This is a genomic window from Enterococcus sp. DIV1096b (assembly GCF_050498765.1).
GTDB classification, from domain to species: Bacteria; Bacillota; Bacilli; order Lactobacillales; family Enterococcaceae; genus Enterococcus_D; species Enterococcus_D entomosocium.
This window is the reverse complement of record NZ_JBMHEK010000001.1, coordinates 2,213,359-2,234,301: the sequence shown is the minus strand read 5'-3', so window position 1 is coordinate 2,234,301 and position 20,943 is coordinate 2,213,359. Positions and strand designations below refer to the sequence as shown.

General features: G+C 42.7%; 15 protein-coding genes. 6 read left to right on the top strand and 9 right to left on the bottom strand.

The genetic code is table 11. The annotated features are described in order from the left end of the window. Nucleotides 1-14 precede the first annotated feature (14 nt). Together IGJ17_RS10640 and IGJ17_RS10635 are read left to right on the top strand one after the other, a co-directional pair. A complete protein-coding gene (locus tag IGJ17_RS10640) occupies nucleotides 15-4,058 on the top strand; it encodes a pectate lyase-like adhesive domain-containing protein (protein WP_429961355.1) in 4,044 nt (1,347 codons plus the stop codon). A gap of 252 nt (nucleotides 4,059-4,310) precedes the next feature. Beyond that, a complete protein-coding gene (locus IGJ17_RS10635) occupies nucleotides 4,311-5,024 on the top strand; it encodes a demethylmenaquinone methyltransferase (protein ID WP_008378674.1) in 714 nt (237 codons plus the stop codon). Between the two features lie 97 nt (nucleotides 5,025-5,121). Here the strand turns inward: IGJ17_RS10635 and IGJ17_RS10630 are convergent, their stop codons facing one another. The 5 genes from IGJ17_RS10630 to IGJ17_RS10610 all read right to left on the bottom strand — a co-directional run bounded on the left by IGJ17_RS10630 (nucleotide 5,122) and on the right by IGJ17_RS10610 (nucleotide 9,880). Further along, entirely contained in the window at nucleotides 5,122-6,927 is a 1,806-nt protein-coding gene (locus tag IGJ17_RS10630; protein WP_429961354.1) for an ABC transporter permease, read from the bottom strand. Between the two features lie 13 nt (nucleotides 6,928-6,940). Continuing rightward, nucleotides 6,941-7,693, bottom strand: coding sequence for an ABC transporter ATP-binding protein (locus IGJ17_RS10625; RefSeq protein WP_005235131.1), 753 nt, complete (start codon nucleotides 7,691-7,693; stop codon nucleotides 6,941-6,943). A gap of 7 nt (nucleotides 7,694-7,700) precedes the next feature. Next, a complete protein-coding gene (locus tag IGJ17_RS10620) occupies nucleotides 7,701-8,063 on the bottom strand; it encodes a YxeA family protein (protein WP_005235132.1) in 363 nt (120 codons plus the stop codon). Between the two features lie 168 nt (nucleotides 8,064-8,231). Continuing rightward, entirely contained in the window at nucleotides 8,232-8,582 is a 351-nt protein-coding gene (locus IGJ17_RS10615) for a hypothetical protein (RefSeq protein ID WP_008378669.1), read from the bottom strand. Continuing rightward, the gene (locus tag IGJ17_RS10610; protein WP_005235137.1) at nucleotides 8,579-9,880 is read right to left on the bottom strand and encodes a DUF1576 domain-containing protein; all 1,302 of its coding nucleotides are present in this window, start codon (nucleotides 9,878-9,880) and stop codon (nucleotides 8,579-8,581) included. The genes IGJ17_RS10615 and IGJ17_RS10610 overlap by 4 nt, the downstream gene beginning before the upstream one ends. A gap of 360 nt (nucleotides 9,881-10,240) precedes the next feature. Here IGJ17_RS10610 and IGJ17_RS10605 point away from each other — a divergent pair, with 360 nt between their 5' ends. After that, entirely contained in the window at nucleotides 10,241-12,034 is a 1,794-nt protein-coding gene (locus tag IGJ17_RS10605) for an oligopeptide ABC transporter substrate-binding protein (protein WP_429961353.1), read from the top strand. Nucleotides 12,035-12,345: 311 nt separating this feature from the next. On the opposite strand, the gene IGJ17_RS10600 is transcribed toward IGJ17_RS10605, so the two are convergent. After that, the gene (locus tag IGJ17_RS10600) at nucleotides 12,346-13,209 is read right to left on the bottom strand and encodes a helix-turn-helix domain-containing protein (protein WP_429961352.1); all 864 of its coding nucleotides are present in this window, start codon (nucleotides 13,207-13,209) and stop codon (nucleotides 12,346-12,348) included. Between the two features lie 1,047 nt (nucleotides 13,210-14,256). Between IGJ17_RS10600 and IGJ17_RS10595 the strand changes: the two genes are divergently transcribed. From IGJ17_RS10595 to IGJ17_RS10585, 3 genes are all read left to right on the top strand, one after another. Beyond that, nucleotides 14,257-15,099: a PRD domain-containing protein gene (locus IGJ17_RS10595; RefSeq protein WP_008378663.1), complete on the top strand. Its 843-nt coding sequence runs from the start codon at nucleotides 14,257-14,259 to the stop codon at nucleotides 15,097-15,099. Between the two features lie 169 nt (nucleotides 15,100-15,268). Beyond that, nucleotides 15,269-17,170: a beta-glucoside-specific PTS transporter subunit IIABC gene (locus IGJ17_RS10590; RefSeq protein ID WP_005235158.1), complete on the top strand. Its 1,902-nt coding sequence runs from the start codon at nucleotides 15,269-15,271 to the stop codon at nucleotides 17,168-17,170. 91 nt (nucleotides 17,171-17,261) lie between these two features. Then, entirely contained in the window at nucleotides 17,262-18,731 is a 1,470-nt protein-coding gene (locus tag IGJ17_RS10585) for a glycoside hydrolase family 1 protein (RefSeq protein WP_008378658.1), read from the top strand. Nucleotides 18,732-18,780: 49 nt separating this feature from the next. On the opposite strand, the gene IGJ17_RS10580 is transcribed toward IGJ17_RS10585, so the two are convergent. The 3 genes from IGJ17_RS10580 to IGJ17_RS10570 form a co-directional block, all read right to left on the bottom strand. After that, complete coding sequence (locus IGJ17_RS10580; RefSeq protein WP_008378656.1) at nucleotides 18,781-18,966, bottom strand: hypothetical protein; 186 nt, start codon at nucleotides 18,964-18,966, stop codon at nucleotides 18,781-18,783. Between the two features lie 346 nt (nucleotides 18,967-19,312). Continuing rightward, on the bottom strand, nucleotides 19,313-19,570 hold the full coding sequence (locus IGJ17_RS10575; protein ID WP_005235163.1) for a hypothetical protein: 258 nt from the start codon (nucleotides 19,568-19,570) through the stop codon (nucleotides 19,313-19,315). A 106-nt stretch (nucleotides 19,571-19,676) separates the two neighbouring features. Beyond that, complete coding sequence (locus tag IGJ17_RS10570; RefSeq protein ID WP_429961351.1) at nucleotides 19,677-20,912, bottom strand: helix-turn-helix domain-containing protein; 1,236 nt, start codon at nucleotides 20,910-20,912, stop codon at nucleotides 19,677-19,679. Nucleotides 20,913-20,943 lie beyond the last annotated feature (31 nt).

Below are 20,943 nucleotides of genomic sequence, written 5' to 3'. Positions count from 1 at the left end.
AAAGGGGTGCCTAGATGAAATCATTTACTGTTCTGGCGACTGTCTCGAAAATCAAACTGGCTGCCGCTGCATTAGGGGGCTTTATCGTAATTTCTATCTTGTATGCGGTCTTTGCTATCCATGGTGGCAATTCCTATGAAGTGTCCGGTCACTTTGACCCAGAAACAGGACAATATGTAGTGACGATCGAATCGGAACAAGCCGCAGGCGAGACGCTTTTCTTGATGGCGAATCATGAAGCGCTGGTGTCATTAGAAATGTTTGAAATGCTTGAGCTTGAGGAAGCGACCTTGCATCCAGCTGAACAAGAGGGTGTTTATGGTGTGGCAATCGAAGTGGCGCCTACGGAAGAAACGTTGTCCTTGGCATTACCGGTCTCTTTAGGAGAAGAAGACGCCATCGAATTTGTTCTTAAACGGGGAAACCGAACGCTGCAAAAAATCGCTCCGCCTTCACTCGAGGAACGACATGCCTTGCGATTGGAAGCCGACAAGGCTGTAGAAGAAGCAGCCTTTCTTGACATTCAGCAGCAGGAAACCAATGAGTCAGCGGCAGTCGAACTACTTTCAGAACGGGCGATGCAAGGAGAGCGTGCCGAAGTTTCGGACTATCAAGAGCTGCGGGCTGCTTTTAGTGATTCCTCGATCTCTGAAATCGTGTTTCTCGCTGACATTACCGCTGATTATACGAATGAGGCCAACAATCGCTTAACTGCGTTGAATCGTTCGGTGTCCATCGATGGGAATGGCTTTACCTTAACCACACCGAAGCGTTTCAACACGAACGGGACACCAAACTATAGCACGAATCCTACTGGACGTTTCTTTGAACTGACGACTACCCATGATCGTCAACCAGCGGTCTTTGAGTTAAAAAATATGACGATCGATTTTCAGGGGAACAATCTAGGATTAAACGCGTTGATCTATCAACAATCGCTGGCAGCTTCGGCTTTTTGGACGGTCAAAATAGAAAATATCGAGGCAAAAAGTGGTGTGCTAGAGGGAAGTACGGGCAATGATTTCCTTTATTTGCAGCAAGGAAATCTCGAGATTCGAGGAACGTTCCATTGGGTGGCTCACAAGAATCCAACCGCAGGTACTAATAATGATAATGGCAGCTTTAATGTCAAAAGTGTCTTGATCACGGATGAGGCGGATGTCAAGATCTCAAATACTCGGCCAATTTTTCGACTTCATCCAAATAACAACAACATTTCAACCTCGTTTCGAGTCAATAAGGGTTCCAAAGTAGATCTCTATAGTGTCCAGTGGCAAGCAATTTGGGCAAATCTCGAAGGACGTACTAACGAGGTGATTTTTGAAGTGGATGGAGAAGGTACCGTCTTAAATGCCTCCTCACAAATGGACTTAGCGGGAGCAAACGGTGCAATCATTTCCTTGATTGGACGTCGGGATGAGACGCAAAATAAGTTTTCTCGTACGATTATTTCTGGTGGGGCGGTCGTAAACTCGTATTCTAGAGCCCCCAGTCCCACGAATGGTGTACCGAAAGGAACCACTGCTTTTGTCAATCAAATCTCTAAAGCGGGATCGACCACCAAACTCGGCGGCAATGTGACGGTAACTGGGGAAGGGTCGCAATTTAATTTGTTTGGCGAAGGTCAACATCATGAGTATGGTTCAGTTATGCGGTTTCGCTTAGTAGGGGAACAGACTTTTCTGCTTGCCGACCAAGGGAAAATGAATATCGTCAAATACCATGGCAATGCGGCTGCAGTGCGGATGTACGGGCGGAACAACGAGTTCTATGTGGAGTCAGCCGGTCAGTTGAATATCTTTAACCATGCCGGCACCAGGACTGCGGCAGATGATGGCATCTATATTGATGAAGCAGGCTTTGCCGTATTCGATCAATACAATGATGAAGAACGAGAATTTGACCCATCTGCTGATTCCACCATTACTGCCAGTAATGGCTCAGATACGGCTGGTCGACAAGGCATTCAATTTCCTCTTGATGGCAGTGGAACTTCGGTTTTTCATGCACAAGGTGAAAACAGTCGAATCCATATCTATGCACATCGTGGACCTGCTGTTTGGATGCAAGGCGGAGAAGCCGAGTTCTTAGCTGGAAAAGACGCGACCTTTCGAATGGAAGGTCGGACCCTAGGTGCAAATAATGGAATAATCAGTTCGGTTGCCAGAAGCAATTTTGTGATTGATGAACCACTGTTTTATGACTTCCGAAATAATCGTCCGAATGGCGGACAAGCTTTTTCTAATTCGAACCGTAACAGTACCTTTATGTCTAATCGTGTTGGACTAGCGGTTTGGGAAAAGCGCAACGACGTGAATCTAGATGGTGATCCGGACAATTTCTGGAATCCACTGAGCTATCAACTAGGCAATGTCAATTTTGCACAAATCGTTAGTCCGCAGCCGGGAGAGCCTTTTTCAAATGAATTCAACAGTACGACTTTTAGGGGCGGGAATGCCTATACGCGATTTTCTGCCAATAATTATCCGCCAATGATCCAGCACTTAGTGACCCCGACCAATGCCGACAAAACCTTTTATGCCAAAGCGGTCGTTCCGTATGAATACACGGGGGCGATTCGCGATGCCTGGGATGATGAGGTCTGGGTGGAAGTTGCTTTGAAGGACGAAGCAGGCAACCAGCTTGAAACGCAATGGCTTTCCTCCAAATCAACTGTCGATGTTTTTGGTGAGGTGCATAATGGTGTGATCGCATGGACGCGGGACGACTTTTTCAAGACAGGTCAACGTTTTGAAGTGCTGCGTGCCCACCGAGGATTAGACCCCACGATGGAGGGTGTTGACGATTCGATTTTCATTCATGCAACAGAAGAGAGTATTGCCGCTTTGCCTGATGCGGTCGTCGTGGATGTACGACCACCGACTGGTCTGCAAGTGGCAGAGGATCAGGTCTTTAATGAACGGACGACAACAGTTTCGGGGATCATGGATTTTCATTCTCCGCAAGACGACCAGCCAAAAGAGCGCGTCGCCATTTATGCGAGTACCGCGCAAGGATTGATCCGTGATGCTTCAGGTGACCCATATGTCATTACGCTTGATGCCGAACAAGGCAACTCCGTGCCATGGCAGTATCAATTACCACGTCGCCTTGATCCTGAAGAGGATGTGTATATCGAATTTTACGCGAAAGATTTTGCAAATGATCGTTACGACGATTTCGTAGGAACCTTACCAGATACGACCACGACGGAACCCAATGGTCAGTTGGGGAGCACGAATCCGTCCGCCAGCGATTATGAGGACTATTTAGGGTATCGTGATGCCATTGGCGATGAACGTTTCCCACCAGCGCTCTCCTTTGAAGTCACCAGTATTCGACCTTCTGACCCATCGATTACGTTGCGAGTACCGCAAAGCTTTGATCGTGATGAAGAAGGCAATCCGATTATCACCGTCGGCAATCAATTGATCTTGCGGACGATCGTAGAAAGCAACGATGCGCGAAATTCTGGGAAAGACGATATTGAGAATGCTGTCGTGACACTAGATATCTCGCCGAATTTATTGACGTTCTTAAATGTCGATGCGCTCGTGTACCAAGACAATATAGCCTCGTCTAGTCTTTCTGGCGATCGTATCACGATCCACTTAGAACGACCAATCGCACCGGGGGATCGCATGGAATGGAACTTGACTGCTCGAGTGGATGAACAGGCAGCTGCTGGTAATGTTCTGACCCCGGTAACGATCAACGGTAGAGTTTCGGGGAATCAGCCAGAGACGGAAAACATTTTGATAGGGGAAGACAGTCTCACGCTTCAGACCGGCACACGCGCTGTCACTGGTGAGTTGATCAATCTTGCTGTTCATAACAATCAGCTGCAAATTTTTTATTCCAATCTTAGTACCTTTGACGTCTATATGGATGGCACCTTTTATCGAACATACAACGTGCAACAAAGACCCGTAACGGATTCTGTCACCCTTGACATTCCTGTTCATGACATCCGTAATTTGATTTCTGTGCGCTACAAAGATGAAAATGGCGCAGACCGTGTTTCTTATTGGAACAATATCTGGGACTTCATCGATTAAACGTGAACAACCTTTTTTAAAACAAACAGAAGAAGAACAGTCTTTCACTGCTGGATCCGCTTGTTGCTGACCGAATTGCCTTGGTCAACAAGCGGGGAGCTATGTAGGAAAGACTGTTTTTTTGTGGGGAAATGACTGGAGGAAAAGCCGAAAGCAGGGTTTTTGTTCCGCAGGTTTTTTCGTGCTAGACTAAAAAGCAGAAGCACGTGAAGCAACAGCAAAACGAAGGGAACAAAGAAAGGACGTGCCGCAATGGCAACAACAGCCAAAGAAACCAAAGTACATGATGTATTTGAATCGATCGCTTCCCGTTATGATCGAATGAACGGTATTATCTCCTTTCAGCTGCACAAACGGTGGCGCAAGGATACCATGAAACGAATGGCAGTACCAATGGGTGCGGAGATATTAGATTTATGCTGCGGGACCGGGGATTGGGCGTTTGCTTTAAATGAAGCGGTCGGTCCGACGGGGCAAGTGACCGGCGTTGATTTTAGCGAAGAAATGTTAACGGTTGCCAAAGCAAAGGCACAGAAAAAGCAACAAACGCAGATCCAGTGGCAGACCGGCAATGCGATGGCATTAAGTTTTCCAGACGCGCACTTTGATTATGTGACGATCGGGTTCGGGTTGAGAAATGTCGCGGATCGCCAACAAGTCTTGGCGGAAATCCATCGGGTGCTGCGCCCAGGCGGGAAAATCGTTTGTCTCGAAACATCACAGCCCGCACTGATCGGCTGGCGGCAACTGTTTACTTTTTATTTTCACCATGTCATGCCGTTATTTGGCAAATTGTTCGCCAAAAGCTATCAAGAATATTCCTGGCTCCAGGAGTCTGCGCGGGATTTTCCTGACAAGGAGGCATTGAAACGGGAGTTTCAGGCAGCTGGCTTTGATGTGTTGCAAGTCAAAAGCTATGCAGGAGGTGCGGCCGCGATGCATATGGGCGTTAAACCTCAAAGCTAACGGCGTTTTTTTTCGATAGAAGAGCGACGAAATGAAAGAGACCATCAAGCGGATTGATGGTCTCTTTGCGTTGAGCAATTCAGAAAGTCTGTACGAGTTATTTTTTGTTTGGTCGTAAAACGATGTTGGTGTATAACCAGATGGTCACCACGTAATAAATGGCATAGAGAGCAATAAAGATGCCAAAGGGCAGCCATAGATCGTGGTACGGATCGATCATCAATGTTGTGAACATTTGTAATCCGAACAAGACATGGATCATCCCTAAGATACCAGGAACTAGGAAGAGCACACCAATCTCTTTGCGGATCGATCCTTTCAATAAGCTAGTCCGGGTTCCGATTTTTTTCAACATCGTATAGCGTTGAATGTCGCTGTTGGCCCCAGAAAGAATTTTAAACATCAAGCAGCTTGCTAACATCGTCAAGAAGGCGATCCCCAAGAAAAAGCCCATAAATTCAAAACCGGAGAAGAGACCATTATACGTGTCATAGACGAAGACCCGTTGCGAAAAATTCGTATCGGCAGTTTCAGTAGTATTGGTTTCTTGGTTTGTTTGCGCCAATTCATGTAATGCATCGTAACTTGCTTGAAAGTCTTTGACTTGCACCATTCGCAAGCTGGATTCAGGGGCATTGATTGTGTCAAAAGCGGTTTGATCGACAACTTGGATCTCTTTGCCTCGTTGTTCTGGCAAGAGGTAGCTACGCAATTGGTCCTGCGCGGTGATATCTTTGGCTAATTGGTCTCCCGACAGCTTGTTGTAGGTAACGTCGATACTCATCTGATTCGTACTGGTGCTGAGCAAGTTGTTCTTGTTGAATTGATCTTTATTGTAATAAAGGGTGTCGTCTGTTTCCTTCAGACTATATGTGACATCAAGAGTCGGCTTTAAGGCTGCAACTTTTTCGTCAGAAGCATTTTGGGCATTATTCAAATACAAGTCATAAGGGGCAACGGATTTTGCCATAATTGGGATCTCGTTTTTGAAGCCCAGACCAACAGTCAAAGCACCTAATGCTAGAGCAAAGAGCATGGCTACCATCGATAGCATCTGCGTATAATCACGAATCCGAAAGCTTAGCTGAGACAAGGTGAAATTGTTTAACCTTTTCAAAGCAATGGCATCGGTCCTCTTCAGCAAAGATAAAATCGTGATGATCACGGAACGAAAGACGAGGTAGGTCCCTAAAATAATAGTAACTAGGGCAACACCGATCCCCACCAATTGGAATTTCATCAAGTCGCTCATCATATAATAACCGACTGCTAAAGAACAAATCCCTAAGACAGTTTGCAAAAAGAGCATGAAAGGACGTTGCTTGACTTGCGCCGGTGTGCTGGTTTCTCGTAACAAGGCTAAAATTGATTTTTTGGCAATTGCCCGTGCATTAAAGATAGCAGCGATCAAAAAGAGAATCGAGAAGAATGCAAGTGTCACGACTAATGCTTGTAGATTAAAGGCCGCATAATGGCTGATCTGTAAATTTAATTGGTTCACTAGTAAGGTATTGACACCACTGGCTAATCCAATACCTAGTAATGAACCAACAGCAGTGGCGGCGATCCCGACCAAGAATGTTTCAATGAAAATCATTTGGGCGATCTTACGTCCTTTGGCTCCTAGCATCATAAACATGGCATAGTCTTTTTGCCGCATCGCCATTAAGAAAGAATTGGCGTATAAAATGTAGGCAAAGGTGATGATCCCCAATAAGACAGAACCAAAGCGAAAGATAAAGACCACCATACTGATGATCGAGTTGCTTTTTAAAAAGGCTTCATTGCTGGCCATTGATTCGAACATATAGAAGATGGCTGAGGCCATGACTAAACCAGAAAAGAGGACGATATAATCCTTCAACCGGCCTTTGATTCCGGTAAGTGATAATTTCCAAAGCATGTGTTCTTCCTCCTTATTGTTCCAAGTTTCCTAGAATGACAAGGATCTTGCGGTAAAATTCTTCCCGGCTTTGATCCTCACGTTTCACTTCTTGATGGATCTTCCCGTCCTTGATAAATAAAATACGTTGGCAATAGCTGGCAGAAAGGGGATCATGAGTGACTAATAAAATCGATACTTGGTCATTGGTATTCAAGTCGTCCATCATATTTAATAAGTCTTTGGCACTTTTTGAATCCAAGGCACCTGTCGGTTCATCTGCAAAAAGAATCGTTGGTTCCGTGATCAAGGCTCGAGCGGCTGCCACCCGTTGTTTTTGTCCACCTGAGATTGCTGCCGGATAGTTGTCGAGGATATGCGTGATAGACAAACGTTCTGCGACTCGTTTGATCCGTTGTTGGATGATCTTTGGTTTGACCCCTTGTAAAGAAAGGGGCACCGCAATGTTTTCAGAAGCTGTTAAGTTTTCTAGGAGATTGAAATCTTGGAAGATGAAGCCAATTTCACGGCTGCGAAAATCTGCCAAGGCATCGCCTTTTAGTTTGGTGATGTCGCTGTTGTTGATGCGGATCGTACCTTTGGTTGGATGATCCAAGGTTGAAAGAATGTTCAACAAGGTAGACTTACCGGAGCCTGAAGCTCCCATGATTCCGATAAATTCACCTTTTTCAATATCAAAGCTGATGCCTTTCAAGGCTTCGGTTTGTTTTTCGTTAGCTTTTCCGTAAACTTTAGTAAGTTCACTTGCTTGAATAATTTTTTCCATGATTAAGTTACGCTCCTTTTAATTGAGTTAGTGCTTTTGCGGGAATGTCTTTTTCTTTGACCTCTTCATAGCTGGTCACGCCTTTTTTCTCATTCCAAGTAAGTTTCAAATAGGCTTCTTTACGCAAAGGCCGCTCTTGGAAACCATTGAAATCCAGGGTTTTGCTTTTGCCATTTTCGTCATAAGCCGGTAGTTCATAGTGGTATTGAGTATAGACATTGCCACTGTCATCTTTAGAAGTCGTCTTTTCGCCATCTGTCGTGATTTGGACATAATAGCTGTCGCCCCCCATGATGACTGATTCAGCAATTTGCAATGCACCAAATCCCACAAGCACGACAACTGCTAGTCCAATCAAAAATTTTTTCATAAATAGGTCACCTCGTTTTTTATTATGATGAAAGTATAACGCTAGTTTTCTGAAAAGGAGTGTGAAAAATCTATCAATAAACTTTCAATTTTGTCACGAGGAACGAACAAAAAAACGTTTCTGAATTGTGTGATCCACAAATCAGAAACGTCGTTTGCTTGTTACTCTTCAGTCATATTTTTTGCGAAACAGTTCAACGACTAGTTGTCCCTCATCATACATAATGGCGGCTTCATCGATCATTAATCCCAATAAATAGTAATCTTTTTCTTCATGGATCGTTTGATGACCGCCCAACAGTTCAACGTAATAGTTTTCCAAGGTACTGTCTCTTGGTGTATTGAGCATGTTGATAAAATGTTCTAGATCAGAGGGCTGTTCAGGGAAAGGGCCCTGCACGACTGCTTTGAAACCTTCTGCTTCAAAGGCCATCTCGCTCGTTATCTTTTGACAGTCATGGGACAAAAAGTAGGTGACTACTTCATCGACGATTCGTCGTGCCCGTTCTTTTTCAATCATTTTTTTCGCCGCCTTCTGATTTGTTGGTATTCATCTAACAATGGTACCATTGCCGCCGCGACAAATCCACTGGAAAAACCGTTATTGTATAAGTTCAATCCTCCATGTAAATAAGTGATATTTGTGACCAGTGCTGCATGGACGATGCCTGCTAAGATACCAGCTACAGGACCATAATACCCACTGATCGGAGCTAAACTTGTTCCAAAGATCGCTGTGAGTAATAAGCTGAAGGTGGATACATCAGAAGTCAAACCGACTTTGGTGGCTAAGACCACCCCAATCATCACGGGCAAACTATTTTTCCAATGGTTTCCAAAGGCACTGAAACCAATCACGGTCAATACAGCCCCTAAAAGTGGACCGGAAAGCTCGCCTTGCAGCAGGAAAATAAAGACTAACATCAAGAGCCCCATCATTGCCATGTTCATCATGGTGATTCCTAGTGAAAAAATTGTGACATAATCGGTCATCAGTTTCCCAGAAGTTTTAAAAAGATCCGTTAAACCTTTTATCGATCGTTTATTTAAAAAATAACCAATAAAAAACAAGAAAAAACAAAGGATGAGCAAGAAAGCCGTCAGATAATAGTGATAGTCAGTCGTCAATTGCTTGTTCGAATAGACTTCCATGTCGAATAATCGTAAAAAGCTAGTGAAAAACATGGTGATAATACCGGTGGCAAAGCCAATATTGTACAAAGAAAATCCTTGATGGAATTGTAAAAATTGTGCTGCCAGTGGGGGGAGTGTTAAGCCAATCAAAATGCCGATTCCATAACCTAACGCGATTCCTAGGGGCAAAGGTAAGCCTAAGCCAAATGCTAAGTAACTAATGACGGGTGAGGCAGCACTGCCAAATAAAGCGACAAGTGAGTACTGGGTTGAGGGCCGTTGCTGTATGTAAGAGTATAGATAGACACCCAAGGGAATGGGGATTGAGTTAAAGATGTTTTTTCCAAAAAAAGAAAAGCCGGATATGGTAAAGAAAGCGGCGATCATCGGACCACTAATAATGGTTCCTTGCTTTTTAGCAAGCAGGATACTAATCAAAGTCAATAAGCCGCTATTCAAAAAGGCGCTTCCGAGATTGCCGATTGCAAAATAATCAGAAATCAAATTGCTAGGGGCATTCAAAATAGCCAACGATCCTTGCCACAATGCCTGAGGCGGCGAGGTGAACAAGCCGAGTAGAATCAACACACAGCTGTAAGCCAGAAGCAACCGCTGAGTTAAGAGCTGTGAGATCGGTGCAAAAGGTTTCGATTTCGTTTGTAAGAAAATTCGTTTGTCTGACATAGTTTCACTGAACGCTCCTTTTTTTCATAGTATCACATCTTTTCTCGTCTAAGAAGGTTTTTTTGACAGTTTCCACAAGGCGTTTTTCGAAAAATATGAGAGAAAAGGAACGTCATAAAAGAAAAACTTAAGAATATTTGAAAAAAAGCAATAGCGATTTATCAATGATTTTCGTCTTATTTTCAATAATTTCATAGATTGATGAAATTATTGACGGAAAGAGTTTTGAGAAAATTGTTATAATTTAGTTAATCTCGTTCAGATTTTCTAATAAAAAAGCCATTTTAAGATAAAAAAACTGTTTGCTTGGTTTTTTTATCAGTGAATCATAAATGAGGGGATTTAATAAGGAGGAAGAGTATGAAGAAAACGAAGTTTGGCATGATTACTTTATTGGCAGCGCTTGTTTTAGGGGCTTGCGGACAAAGTAACGGAGGTGGAACAGGTTCGACAGATACAGGAGAGTCGTCATCAGACGCTGCAGCATCCGATATCAGCACATTACCGTTAGCGGTAGTCAATGATGATGAAGTGATTGAAGGTGGAGTTTTAGACGTTGCTGTAGTAATGGACACCCAGTTCCAAGGATTATTCCAGTGGGAGTTCTATCAGGATGCCTATGACCGTGACTTTATGTTACCAAGTCATGAATATCTATTCTTACAAGATGAGGATTTTAAGATTATTGATGGTGGACCTGCAGACTTAGACTTGGATGTCGAAAACAATAAAGCGACGATCACATTACGTGATGAACTAAAATGGTCGGACGGGGTAGATGTTACAGCCGAAGATGTCATTTTTTCTTATGAAGTCATTGGTCATCAAGACTATGATGGCGTTCGCTACAATAATGACTTTACTAATATTGTTGGAATGGAAGAATACCATAGCGGTGAAGCAGATACGATTTCTGGGATCACAGCAGTTAGCGATAAAGTAGTTGAGATCGAATTTAAGGAAATGCATCCTGGAATGCAGCAATCCGGTGGAGCAATTTGGAACGCGGCATTACCAAAACATACCTTTGAAGGTATTGAAGTAGCAGATATGCCATCCAGTGATCCTGTACGGACGAACCCAATTGGTTTTGGTCCTTACAAGATGACGAATATCGTACCTGGGGAAACCGTAGAGTATGTTCCGAATGAACATTATTATAGGGGAACACCAACATTAGAAAAAATTGTGATGCGTAATGTTCCATCTGCATCGATCAATGAAGCACTAAATGCAAAACAATATGATTTAGTATTGAAAATGCCAACAGATACGTTCGATACGTATCAAGATATGGATGGCTACCAAATGTTAGGACGACCAGAACAATCTTACACCTATCTTGGTTTTAATTTAGGAACATGGAATGACGAAACAAATAGTGTTGATTTTGATCCAAACGCAAAAATGGCCAACAAAGCATTGCGTCAAGCAATGGGCTATGCTATCGATAATGATGCGATTGGTGAGCGTTTCTACCATGGCTTGCGTTCAAATGGTACAACATTGATCCCACCGGTTTATGGTAGTTTGCACAGCACTGATGTGGAAGGCTACCACTTAGATATGGATAAAGCAAATCAACTCCTAGATGATGCTGGCTTTATCGATGTTGATGGTGATGGCTTCCGGGAAGATCCAGATGGCAATAAATTAACCATCAATTTTGCTTCAATGTCAGGTGGAGAAGTGGCACAACCACTGGCAGATTACTATGTCCAACAATGGCAAGAAATCGGTTTGGATGTCCAATACTCTACAGGACGTTTGATCGACTTCCAAGCATTCTATGACAAGTTGAAAAATGATGATCCAGATATCGATGTTTTCCAAGCTGCTTGGTCTACTGGATCAGATCCATCACCAACTAGCTTATGGGGACCAAATTCAGCCTTTAACTACACTCGTTACGAGTCTGAACGCAATACAGAATTGTTAGCAGCCATCGATTCAAATGATTCCTTCGATGAAGAAAAACGTAAAGAAGCATTTGATGCATGGCAAGAATATGCATTTGAAGAAGCGTTTGCTATTCCGACATTGTACCGTAACCAAGTTTTGCCGGTCTCTGATCGTGTCGCAAACTTTACGTGGGCATATGATCCAGATCATAATCCATGGGCGACTATCGGAGTGACTTCAGAATCTCGCTAATCGATTTGTTGAATCACTGAAATCAAAAGAGAACAACGCTTTTGTCGTTTTCTGAAAAGCCAGCTCAGTTTACTTCTATAGTTAACCGGAGGGATGAGTTGTGTAAAATCAAATCTGGGTCAGGATAAACCAGATACGTTTTAAGATTTTAGCCCGAAAACCAGTTAGGTCTACGTACCTAACTGGTTTTTTGCGTACAAGTTAGGCTAGCATTTGGCTGAAAAACGCCTGTCCTTCAATAAGCAGACAGGCGTTTACGAAAAAGATAAATCATGTTTGTAAGGATATAGGATGATTCAAAGGGAAGAATGTTAAATGGAGATATTCGTCACGGTATGAATCAAGTTTTGCAGGTCATTTTTATGGTTCTGGTAACCGGCTTGTTCGATAACGATTAAGCTGTTTCTTAACACTTCTTTGTTTAATTGAGAAGATTGCAAATAGGAGTAAATTTCTTGATACAAGACTTGATGGATTTTCAAATAAAAATACAGAGGTGTATTAGGCAAGGGATGAGACAAAAGCAGAAACTTGTTAAGCAGATAGGAATCCTTACTTTCACTGGCAAAGGCGCAGCCATTTAAGATCACAACACTTAACAAATTTGCATAAAAGGGATCATTGGCGTAGTGAAGGATTTTTTTGATCCCATGATCTAAGTAATAACTGATGGTTTCTTGGTCAAAAATAAATAACAAATTTGAGAATAAGTTCAACTCAAAGCGCCCCCATGTTTCGATATCAAACAAGTATTGCTTTACCAGTTCAACTTCTTGGGTGTAAGCTCCTCGATTCATCAGAAATGATTCACGGTTGAGCAGCAGCAGGCCTTGGACATACAAAGAATGATAAAAAAAATTTTGTGTCTCAAAGTAGCGTTCCTCAAGGCTAGTCAAGTAGTCGATAGTCAGTGTTCGATCATAGTATCGGGTATAGAAATCTTGCACCAGCTGACGTTTTTGACCTGTGGCTTCGCTGTCGATCAACAGACTGAACTCATGAACCGTGATATTCATTTTGTCTAAGTAGTCAAACAAGGTTTGTGAAGAGAGATTTGTTTTGCGATTTTCGAAAGAAGAAAGGGTGGTGCGAGAGGAAATACCTTCGGCAAGCTTGGCTTGCGAGATTTTGCGATCTGTGCGCAGTTTTTTGATTAAAGAGCCTTGCTGTTTCATGGGGGACCTCCTTAATTGTGACGCATTTCTGAACAATGTGATTTTAATAACATGTTATCAAATATAATAGGGTATAGCAAATAATAAAGGAGGTCGTTTTTTCATGGAATTTGAACCATTTGGTCCTTGGGAAATCAACCCATTTAAAAACTAGTACAGGCTTTCATTTAGATACTTGTCATTGAAGGATCAGTGACAGATTGATAAATGAAATTTAGTTTACGTCCTGCTTTTTTCGCGGCGAACTGCGAACATTCTAAGCAGGAAAGAGAAGATCTTGAAGAATCGAAAGGTTATTTGGTTGATTCCCCCACTCAAAGAGACCTTTTCGTTTGTGGAAGTCATGAAACGCATGAATCGCGCAAGGTGGTCAGTCCCGTTGAATGTCTGTCATGCACCAGACCTTCCCCAATTTTCTGATTCTTTGTGATTGATCGTCTTTCAAGCATCATACTTCCAGCTATGACCGTAATGCACGAAGATTACGGTTTTTTGTGGTCTTATTGTGCTACACAGTAAACCTTGTATTTCAAGTGAACTAAAAGACCAAAGCTAGAAAAGAAATTCAGTGAGAACGATAGTGAAAAAAAGTCAAAAACAAAAAAGAAAAACGTTTGCAAAAAAAGTGTTGACATTTTTTCTCAGAATGAGTACTATTATCTCAACGGAACACGAGAGTGTTCTCATTACTGGATTCGTTACTGTTCGGCAGGCAAGACCAGAGGAAAAAAGTGCATTGATTACCCAAAGTTTCTTGGGTTGTACACTTTTTTGCTTTGGTCTTCTTTTTTTGCTCCATTATTTCTATTCGCTAAAAAAGAACCGGTTCCAAGGTAAGGTCCAGTCATTGATCATCAAAGGAGGGGAGAAGTAAAACGCAATGAAGTGCCAGCTAGGTTTGACGATATCCTGCAGTACTGCCTGGAGCAGACATTCACCTCGTCACTTAATGGCAAGTCAGAGAAAGAAAAAAATACAAGACCTTCTGCATAGACGTCAAACGATGCAAAGCTGTGTATGCGCTATGCTGATCAAGGAGGATCGTTCGTGAAGATTATCAAGAGGATCAACAACAATGTTGTACTTTCAAAAGAAGATGAAGTTGAAGTGATCCTAATGGGAAAAGGGATCGGCTTTCAAACGAAACCGGGTGACCTGATTCCGGCTGAGCGAATCGAAAAAAAATACTACCCAGAAGATGACTTGACAGTGGAACATATGTCGAAAGTCATGACGAAGGCTGACGAGAAACAAATGGCCGTCATTTATGAAATCGTGCGTCTTTTTCGGGAAAGTGTTGGAACCGATTTCAATCCAAACGTTTATTTCACACTGATGGATCATATCTTGTTTGCCATCAGTCGTCAAAAGCAAGAAATTGTTTTGACCAATCCCATGCATTGGGAAATCAAGAAAATCTATGCCAAGGAATATGCGGTCAGTGTCCAAGCGGTCGAGTTGATCCGCAAAGAGCTGTATCCCGATTTTTCGCAAGAAGAAGCTGCGTTTATCACTTTGCATTTCGTCAATGCGCAAATTGAAAAAAGCGCCAATCAAAGTGCCTATGAGCACACCGAGTTGACCAACAATATTTTACGGATCGTTAAGTATAGCATGAACATCGAGTACGATGAGAATTCTTCCTACTTCCAACGGTTTGTGACCCACATTCGCTATTATTTAATTCGACAAAGTCAAGAAAAAGAAGAGCCAGTATTGGCTAATCCGATGATTGCCTTGGCTTTCAGCAGCTATCCGAAAGAAAAAGAAACCGCAGATTCGATCAAAGAATACTTATTTGAACAAAAGGGCTGGCATGTCAACGATATGGAATTGATGTATTTGATTCTGCATATCGGTAACTTAGCCGCTCACTCAAAATTAACCTAAGAATGGAAATGGATTCGTTACAGTTCGGCTGGCAAGACCTGCACTTTCTTACAATACTCGTTGAGGAGACCCGTCTCGTTTTTTATGGGTGATACTCCTGCTTGTTTATTGTAGAAATGGCCGGTCTTTTTATTTTTATTAAATGATCTATTAAAAAGGAGAAATCAAAATGGCAAAATATACTGAATTAGCACAAGACATTTTGGCCCACGTTGGCGGCAAAGAAAATGTCTCTTCTGTAAAACACTGTGTGACTCGCTTACGTTTCCACTTAAAAGACGAAAGCAAAGCAGACACAGATTATTTGCAAAAACGTGACGGTGTCGTGACCGTTGTCAAAGCAGGCGGACAATACCAAGTGGTTATCGGTAATCATGTGCCAGATGTTTACGATGAAGTGCTGAAAGTCGGCGGATTAGCCGATGGCGGCAGTCTTGATATCGACGAAGGCGACGAAAAGAAAGGCAGTTTGTTTGACCGCTTTATCGATGTCATCTCAAGCTTGTTTCAACCGTTCTTAGGTCCATTAGCGGCAGCCGGTATTTTAAAAGGGATCACGGCGCTACTTGCAGCAACTGGGATGGAAGCGACCAATGGAATCTATGTAGTAATGAATACCCTAGGCGATGGTTTGTTCCAATACTTACCTATGATCTTAGCCGTAACTGCTGCAAAGAAATTCAAGATGAATACCTATACAGCATTAGCGATTGCAGGTGCGATGGTCTATCCTGGTTTAGCAGAAAGCGTTGCTGAAGCGAGCAAAGTCTTTGGTCTAACCTTGACCTTACCAGCAGGTGGCTACTTTAATAGCGTACTGCCGATTATTTTAGCGATTTTTGTCGCTTCGAAAATTGAACAGTTTATGCGCAAAGTTACACCTGATGTAGTCAAAATGTTTGTGGTTCCTTTTGTAACGATTTTGATCACTGTGCCGTTGACCTTCTTTGTGGTAGGTCCAGTCGCAAATACAGCATCTAGCTGGATCGGTATTGCTTTCCAAGCGGTTTATGATTTCAGCCCAATCATTTATGGATTTGCTTTAGGGGCATTATGGCAAGTATTGGTAATGTTTGGTCTTCACTGGGGTCTTGTGCCATTGGCGATCATGGATATGGCGCAAAACGGCTCTTCGATTATTTTGACCGCCGCAGTGCTACCATGTTTCACACAAACGGGTGTGCTAGCAGCGATTTGGTTGAAAACGAAAGAACCAAAAGTCAAACAAGGCGCAATGCCAGCATTGATCTCATCGATCTTCGGTGTGACTGAACCTGCGATCTACGGTTATACTTTGCCAATGAAAACACCATTTATCGTTTCTTGTTTAGTTTCAGGTTTCGTTGGTATCTACTTGTCAATCTTTAACGTTACTGGTTACGCAATGGGCGGTATGGGTATCTTCTTGTACCCTGCATATATCGATCCAGCAACAGGCAGCTTCCATAGCGTGATCCACTTAGCCATCGGTACAGTTATTGCAATCGTAGCGTCATTTATCATCATGATGTTATTGAAAGTACCAACTTTGTATACAACTGTTGATTCACCAGTCGACGGTCAAGCAACACCAGCAGCACCAGCACCAGAAGCGAAAACCGTTTCTGCCAGCGTCAAAGATGAAACAGTCAAAAGCCCAGTAACCGGTCAAGTGGTTGCTTTAGCAGATGTGGAAGACAAAGTCTTTTCTTCAGGTGCTATGGGAAAAGGGATCGCCGTTGAACCAGCGATCGGTGAAATCACTGCTCCAGCAGATGCAGAAGTCAAAATCTTGTTTCCAACAAAACATGCCATCGGCTTAGTCACTGAGGATGGGACAGAATTATTGATCCACATCGGCATGAATACGGTGGAACTTGAAGGCAATCACTTTACTGCCTACATCAACCAAGGAGACAAAGTCAAAGCCGGTCAAAAATTGATCTCTTTTGATACTGAAGCGATTCGTGCGGAAGGCTATTCCTTACTGACACCAGTCATCGTCACAAACTCTAACGACTACAGTGACATCCAAACGACACAGTCAAAAGAAGTAACAGCGAACGACAATTTGATCGAAGTCGTAAAATAAATGCGTTTATCGGCACGTCGTAGGATCAGTAAGAATGCTTTCTTACTGATCCGCTGTGTCGATCAATAAAGAAAAAGAAAGTAGGCTAATCATGACAGAAAAACAATTTCCAAAAGGCTTTTTATGGGGCGGCGCCACTGCAGCCAACCAATTTGAAGGAGCATGGAACGAAGGCGGACGTGGCCCAGCGACATCCGATACGGCGATCGCTGTCAAACCAGAAGACCGTAAAAACATGGCAGAATTTGCTGCACCAATGACTCGGGAAAAAGTCTTGTTTGCCTTAAATGACAAAGAAGGCTTGTATCCAAAACGTTGGGGATCAGATTTCTACCATCGTTACAAAGAAGATATCGCCTTGTACGCAGAGATGGGCTTTAAAACGTTCCGTCTGTCCATCGCTTGGTCAAGAATTTTTCCAAATGGTGACGATGTTCAGCCAAATGAAGAAGGCTTGCAATTTTATGACAACGTGTTTGATGAGTGTGCAAAATACGGGATCGAACCCTTAGTGACCCTCTCTCACTACGAAACACCTATCGGGATCGCGTTAAACTATGGCGGCTGGAAAAATCGCCAAGTGATCGATTTGTTCGTCAAATACGCAGAAACTGTGTTGACCCGCTACAAAGACAAAGTCAAATATTGGTTGACCTTCAATGAAATCAATATCATGGGGATCTCTGGCTATGTTGGCGGTGCCTTGTTATCCGAAGATGGCACGCAAAACCTTTCTGACATGTATCAAGCTGTGCATCATCAATTTGTGGCTTCTAGTTTAGCAACAAAATTTGCCCACGAAATCAATCCTGATATCAAAGTAGGGATGATGTTGGCACGGATGCAAGCCTACCCAGCTACACCAAATCCAGCAGATGTGATGGAAGAAATCAAGCGTGACCACGAGAATCTCTTCTTCTCTGATGTCCAAGTTCGTGGGAAGTATCCAGCGTATACGAAGCGCTTCTTTAAAGAAAACGGCATCGAAGTGACCTTCGAAGATGGCGATTTAGACATTCTTGCGCAATACCCTGTCGACTTCATGTCCTTTTCTTACTACATGAGTTCTATTGCCCGCCACAATCCTGAAGAAGGCGGCGAAGCAACGGCCGGCAACTTTTCTTTAGGCGAATCAAACCCATACTTGGAAGCCTCTGACTGGGGGTGGCAAATCGATCCAATCGGCTTGCGTGTGACTTTGAATAACTTGTACGACCGCTACCAAGTACCATTGTTTATCGTTGAAAACGGCTTAGGTGCCTTGGATACGGTGGAAGAGGATGGTTCGATCCATGACAGCTATCGAATCGATTATTTGAAGGCGCATATCGAACAAATGTATGAAGCGATCGAAGATGGTGTGGAATTGATGGGCTATACGCCTTGGGGTTGTACCGACTTAGTTTCGGCTTCAACGTCAGAAATGTCGAAACGCTACGGCTTTGTCTATGTAGACGCGGATGATGAAGGAAACGGTAGCTTTGACCGTTCCCGTAAAGATAGTTTTTACTGGTACAAAGAAGTCATTGCTACCAATGGCGGTAGTTTGTTACAGGATTAAAAATAAACCAAAGCGGCTCTCAAAAAAGAGAGCCGCTTTTTTGTTGTGCTCAGTAAAAAAAGAAGAGAAAGGGGGTTAGCAGCTGCCATGCTAGAAAGATCAATGAAACAGTCAACGCCCATTTTTTCATTTTGGGCTTAGGCACAAGGGATTCGGGCATCAAATAGACGAGAGAGAATACTGTAAGAAAAAACAGCAGGGTCAGTGGTTGGACGACAAAGGTCAGCCAGTTCATAGGGTAAGCTCCTTTTATGAGGATAGATGATTTGTTCTTTTGTGTTATTATTTTGCAAATTCATTATATATTTAGTTCGTTAAAAAGGCAAGGAGCTCATGGAATAACGATCGTGTGCAGGAAGGGGGGAGAAAAACGAGTGGCACATCCTTGTATTTTGATTCGAATCTTTCTAGAGTAACACAGTAAGCTTGAGGTTAGAATCAGAACTAGCAATAAAAAAGCCCCTTTTCAGGGGAGGGGAGTTCTTTAAAAAGATAGGAAGAAACCCGTGTATTTGATGGAGCTATTGGTCCCTAGTTGCTGGGGACCTGACTAATTTACGTGGAAAACCCGCCACTGTCATTCACCGTTTTCTGATCCTCAAGTAGAAAATAAAACAAAGAAGACTAGCCGAAATCAAGAAACCCATAAAATAGAAAGTTAGCTGCATGTCAGGCATCGTATAGGAATACTCTAAAATCTTACAAACAAAGATCACTAAAGAAACCGTGATGGATAAGGAAACCCATGTGAAACGCGGCAATCGTTTCGTTACGATGATCAATCCTAACGAAAAAAAGATGACTGGTACCCAAAAGATCAAGCGAGCAAGTTGGATCATTTTATCTCTCCTCATTCAAATTGATTTGAGTAAAAGGATAGCTTACAACGTTTGTTATTAAAAATAATAACCATTGTTTCTGAGCATTTTTTCGGAAATTGTGTCTTTAACTTAAAGCATGAGCGTAATGTTTCTCTTTAAATTCTTTTGGTGTTTGCCCGGTAACGGCTTTGAAATTGCGGATAAAATGGCTTTGATTGGCGAATGCCAACTGGGTGCTGATTTTTTCGGAGGAAAAATCTGTGAACAGCAATAGATGCTTGGCTTCGCTGATCTTTCGTTCCTGAATGTAGCTGTGGATCGTTTTGTTCATTTCTTTTTTGAACTGATTACATAGATGGGTCTTATGTTTTTGAGTGATGGCTGCGAGGTCATCAATGGTCACTTTTTCATAGAGATGGCTGTCGACATAATTAACAATCGTCTTGACCAACAGTGATTTTTGCGCCAGCGGATAGCTATGCAGAAGCTCCATAAAGCGGTAGGTGGCTTCTTTGATATAGCGGAGGCACTCCTCGGCAGAATGAATATAAACCAGACCTTGGATCAATGAATCAGATAAGCCGAATGCTTGGTTGACTGGTACTCCTTCATCAATGCTCATGCGGGTCACGACAGCGACAAAGGCCGAAAACTTTAGTTTTAAGCCTTCCAGTTCATGAGGGGAAAGGGAAACACTGTAGGTCTCTCTCATTTTGTTAAATACCCAGACTACTTTTTCCGGCTCGTTTCGTTTGATGTAGTCAAGATAGCGCAATTCAAAATGATAGGAATCAAAGGTAGCTTCATGCACACGGCGTTCATAAAGATTGGTTTCCAAGCTAAGATCTGTTTGCATGGATCGGTCGTGGGATTCAGTTTGGTAATGCCAATGGATTTGGTCTTTTGCCAACGGCTGCTCCGCAAACAGCGTATAAAGCAGCTGGATGTATTCTTCAATGGAGTATTTGTCTTCTTTGGAATAGTGCACATTGTAGTGGTATTCATGTTCAAGAAATAGGTAAGACGTATCTGGTGTACCAATCACTCCACAGGGTCCGATGACCATATAACAGGTTTTTTCAGCTAACTGAAACGCAAAACAACCAAGCATATATTTGCCGAAATGATAGAGATTTGCAACTGGGCCGTTCGTTTCTTCCAAATAGTGTTTCAGAGGATTCTTGGCTGTTAAGGTGAGTGGGGGATACAGTGGAGTCCCTTCTTGATCCAAGAGAATCATCGGGATCAAATATTTGCGATAAAGCAGATCCATGGCGGTCGTAAGTGTTGTTTTGTTCATGAGACACCTCAAAGTCCAAACATTGTTTTTTCTTTTAGTATAACGTAAATTTTTTAGCATTCAATAAACAATTTATTATAAACACTAGATT

Excerpts from the sequence above, each read along its gene's own strand:
- IGJ17_RS10640 (WP_429961355.1), top strand. The coding sequence starts at position 15 with ATGAAATCATTTACTGTTCTGGCGACTGTCTCGAAAATCAAACTGGCT.
- IGJ17_RS10635 (WP_008378674.1), top strand. The coding sequence starts at position 4,311 with ATGGCAACAACAGCCAAAGAAACCAAAGTACATGATGTATTTGAATCG.
- IGJ17_RS10630 (WP_429961354.1), bottom strand. The coding sequence starts at position 6,927 with ATGCTTTGGAAATTATCACTTACCGGAATCAAAGGCCGGTTGAAGGAT.
- IGJ17_RS10625 (WP_005235131.1), bottom strand. The coding sequence starts at position 7,693 with ATGGAAAAAATTATTCAAGCAAGTGAACTTACTAAAGTTTACGGAAAA.
- IGJ17_RS10620 (WP_005235132.1), bottom strand. The coding sequence starts at position 8,063 with ATGAAAAAATTTTTGATTGGACTAGCAGTTGTCGTGCTTGTGGGATTT.
- IGJ17_RS10615 (WP_008378669.1), bottom strand. The coding sequence starts at position 8,582 with ATGATTGAAAAAGAACGGGCACGACGAATCGTCGATGAAGTAGTCACC.
- IGJ17_RS10610 (WP_005235137.1), bottom strand. The coding sequence starts at position 9,880 with ATGTCAGACAAACGAATTTTCTTACAAACGAAATCGAAACCTTTTGCA.
- IGJ17_RS10605 (WP_429961353.1), top strand. The coding sequence starts at position 10,241 with ATGAAGAAAACGAAGTTTGGCATGATTACTTTATTGGCAGCGCTTGTT.
- IGJ17_RS10600 (WP_429961352.1), bottom strand. The coding sequence starts at position 13,209 with ATGAAACAGCAAGGCTCTTTAATCAAAAAACTGCGCACAGATCGCAAA.
- IGJ17_RS10590 (WP_005235158.1), top strand. The coding sequence starts at position 15,269 with ATGGCAAAATATACTGAATTAGCACAAGACATTTTGGCCCACGTTGGC.
- IGJ17_RS10585 (WP_008378658.1), top strand. The coding sequence starts at position 17,262 with ATGACAGAAAAACAATTTCCAAAAGGCTTTTTATGGGGCGGCGCCACT.
- IGJ17_RS10580 (WP_008378656.1), bottom strand. The coding sequence starts at position 18,966 with ATGAACTGGCTGACCTTTGTCGTCCAACCACTGACCCTGCTGTTTTTT.
- IGJ17_RS10575 (WP_005235163.1), bottom strand. The coding sequence starts at position 19,570 with ATGATCCAACTTGCTCGCTTGATCTTTTGGGTACCAGTCATCTTTTTT.
- IGJ17_RS10570 (WP_429961351.1), bottom strand. The coding sequence starts at position 20,912 with ATGCTAAAAAATTTACGTTATACTAAAAGAAAAAACAATGTTTGGACT.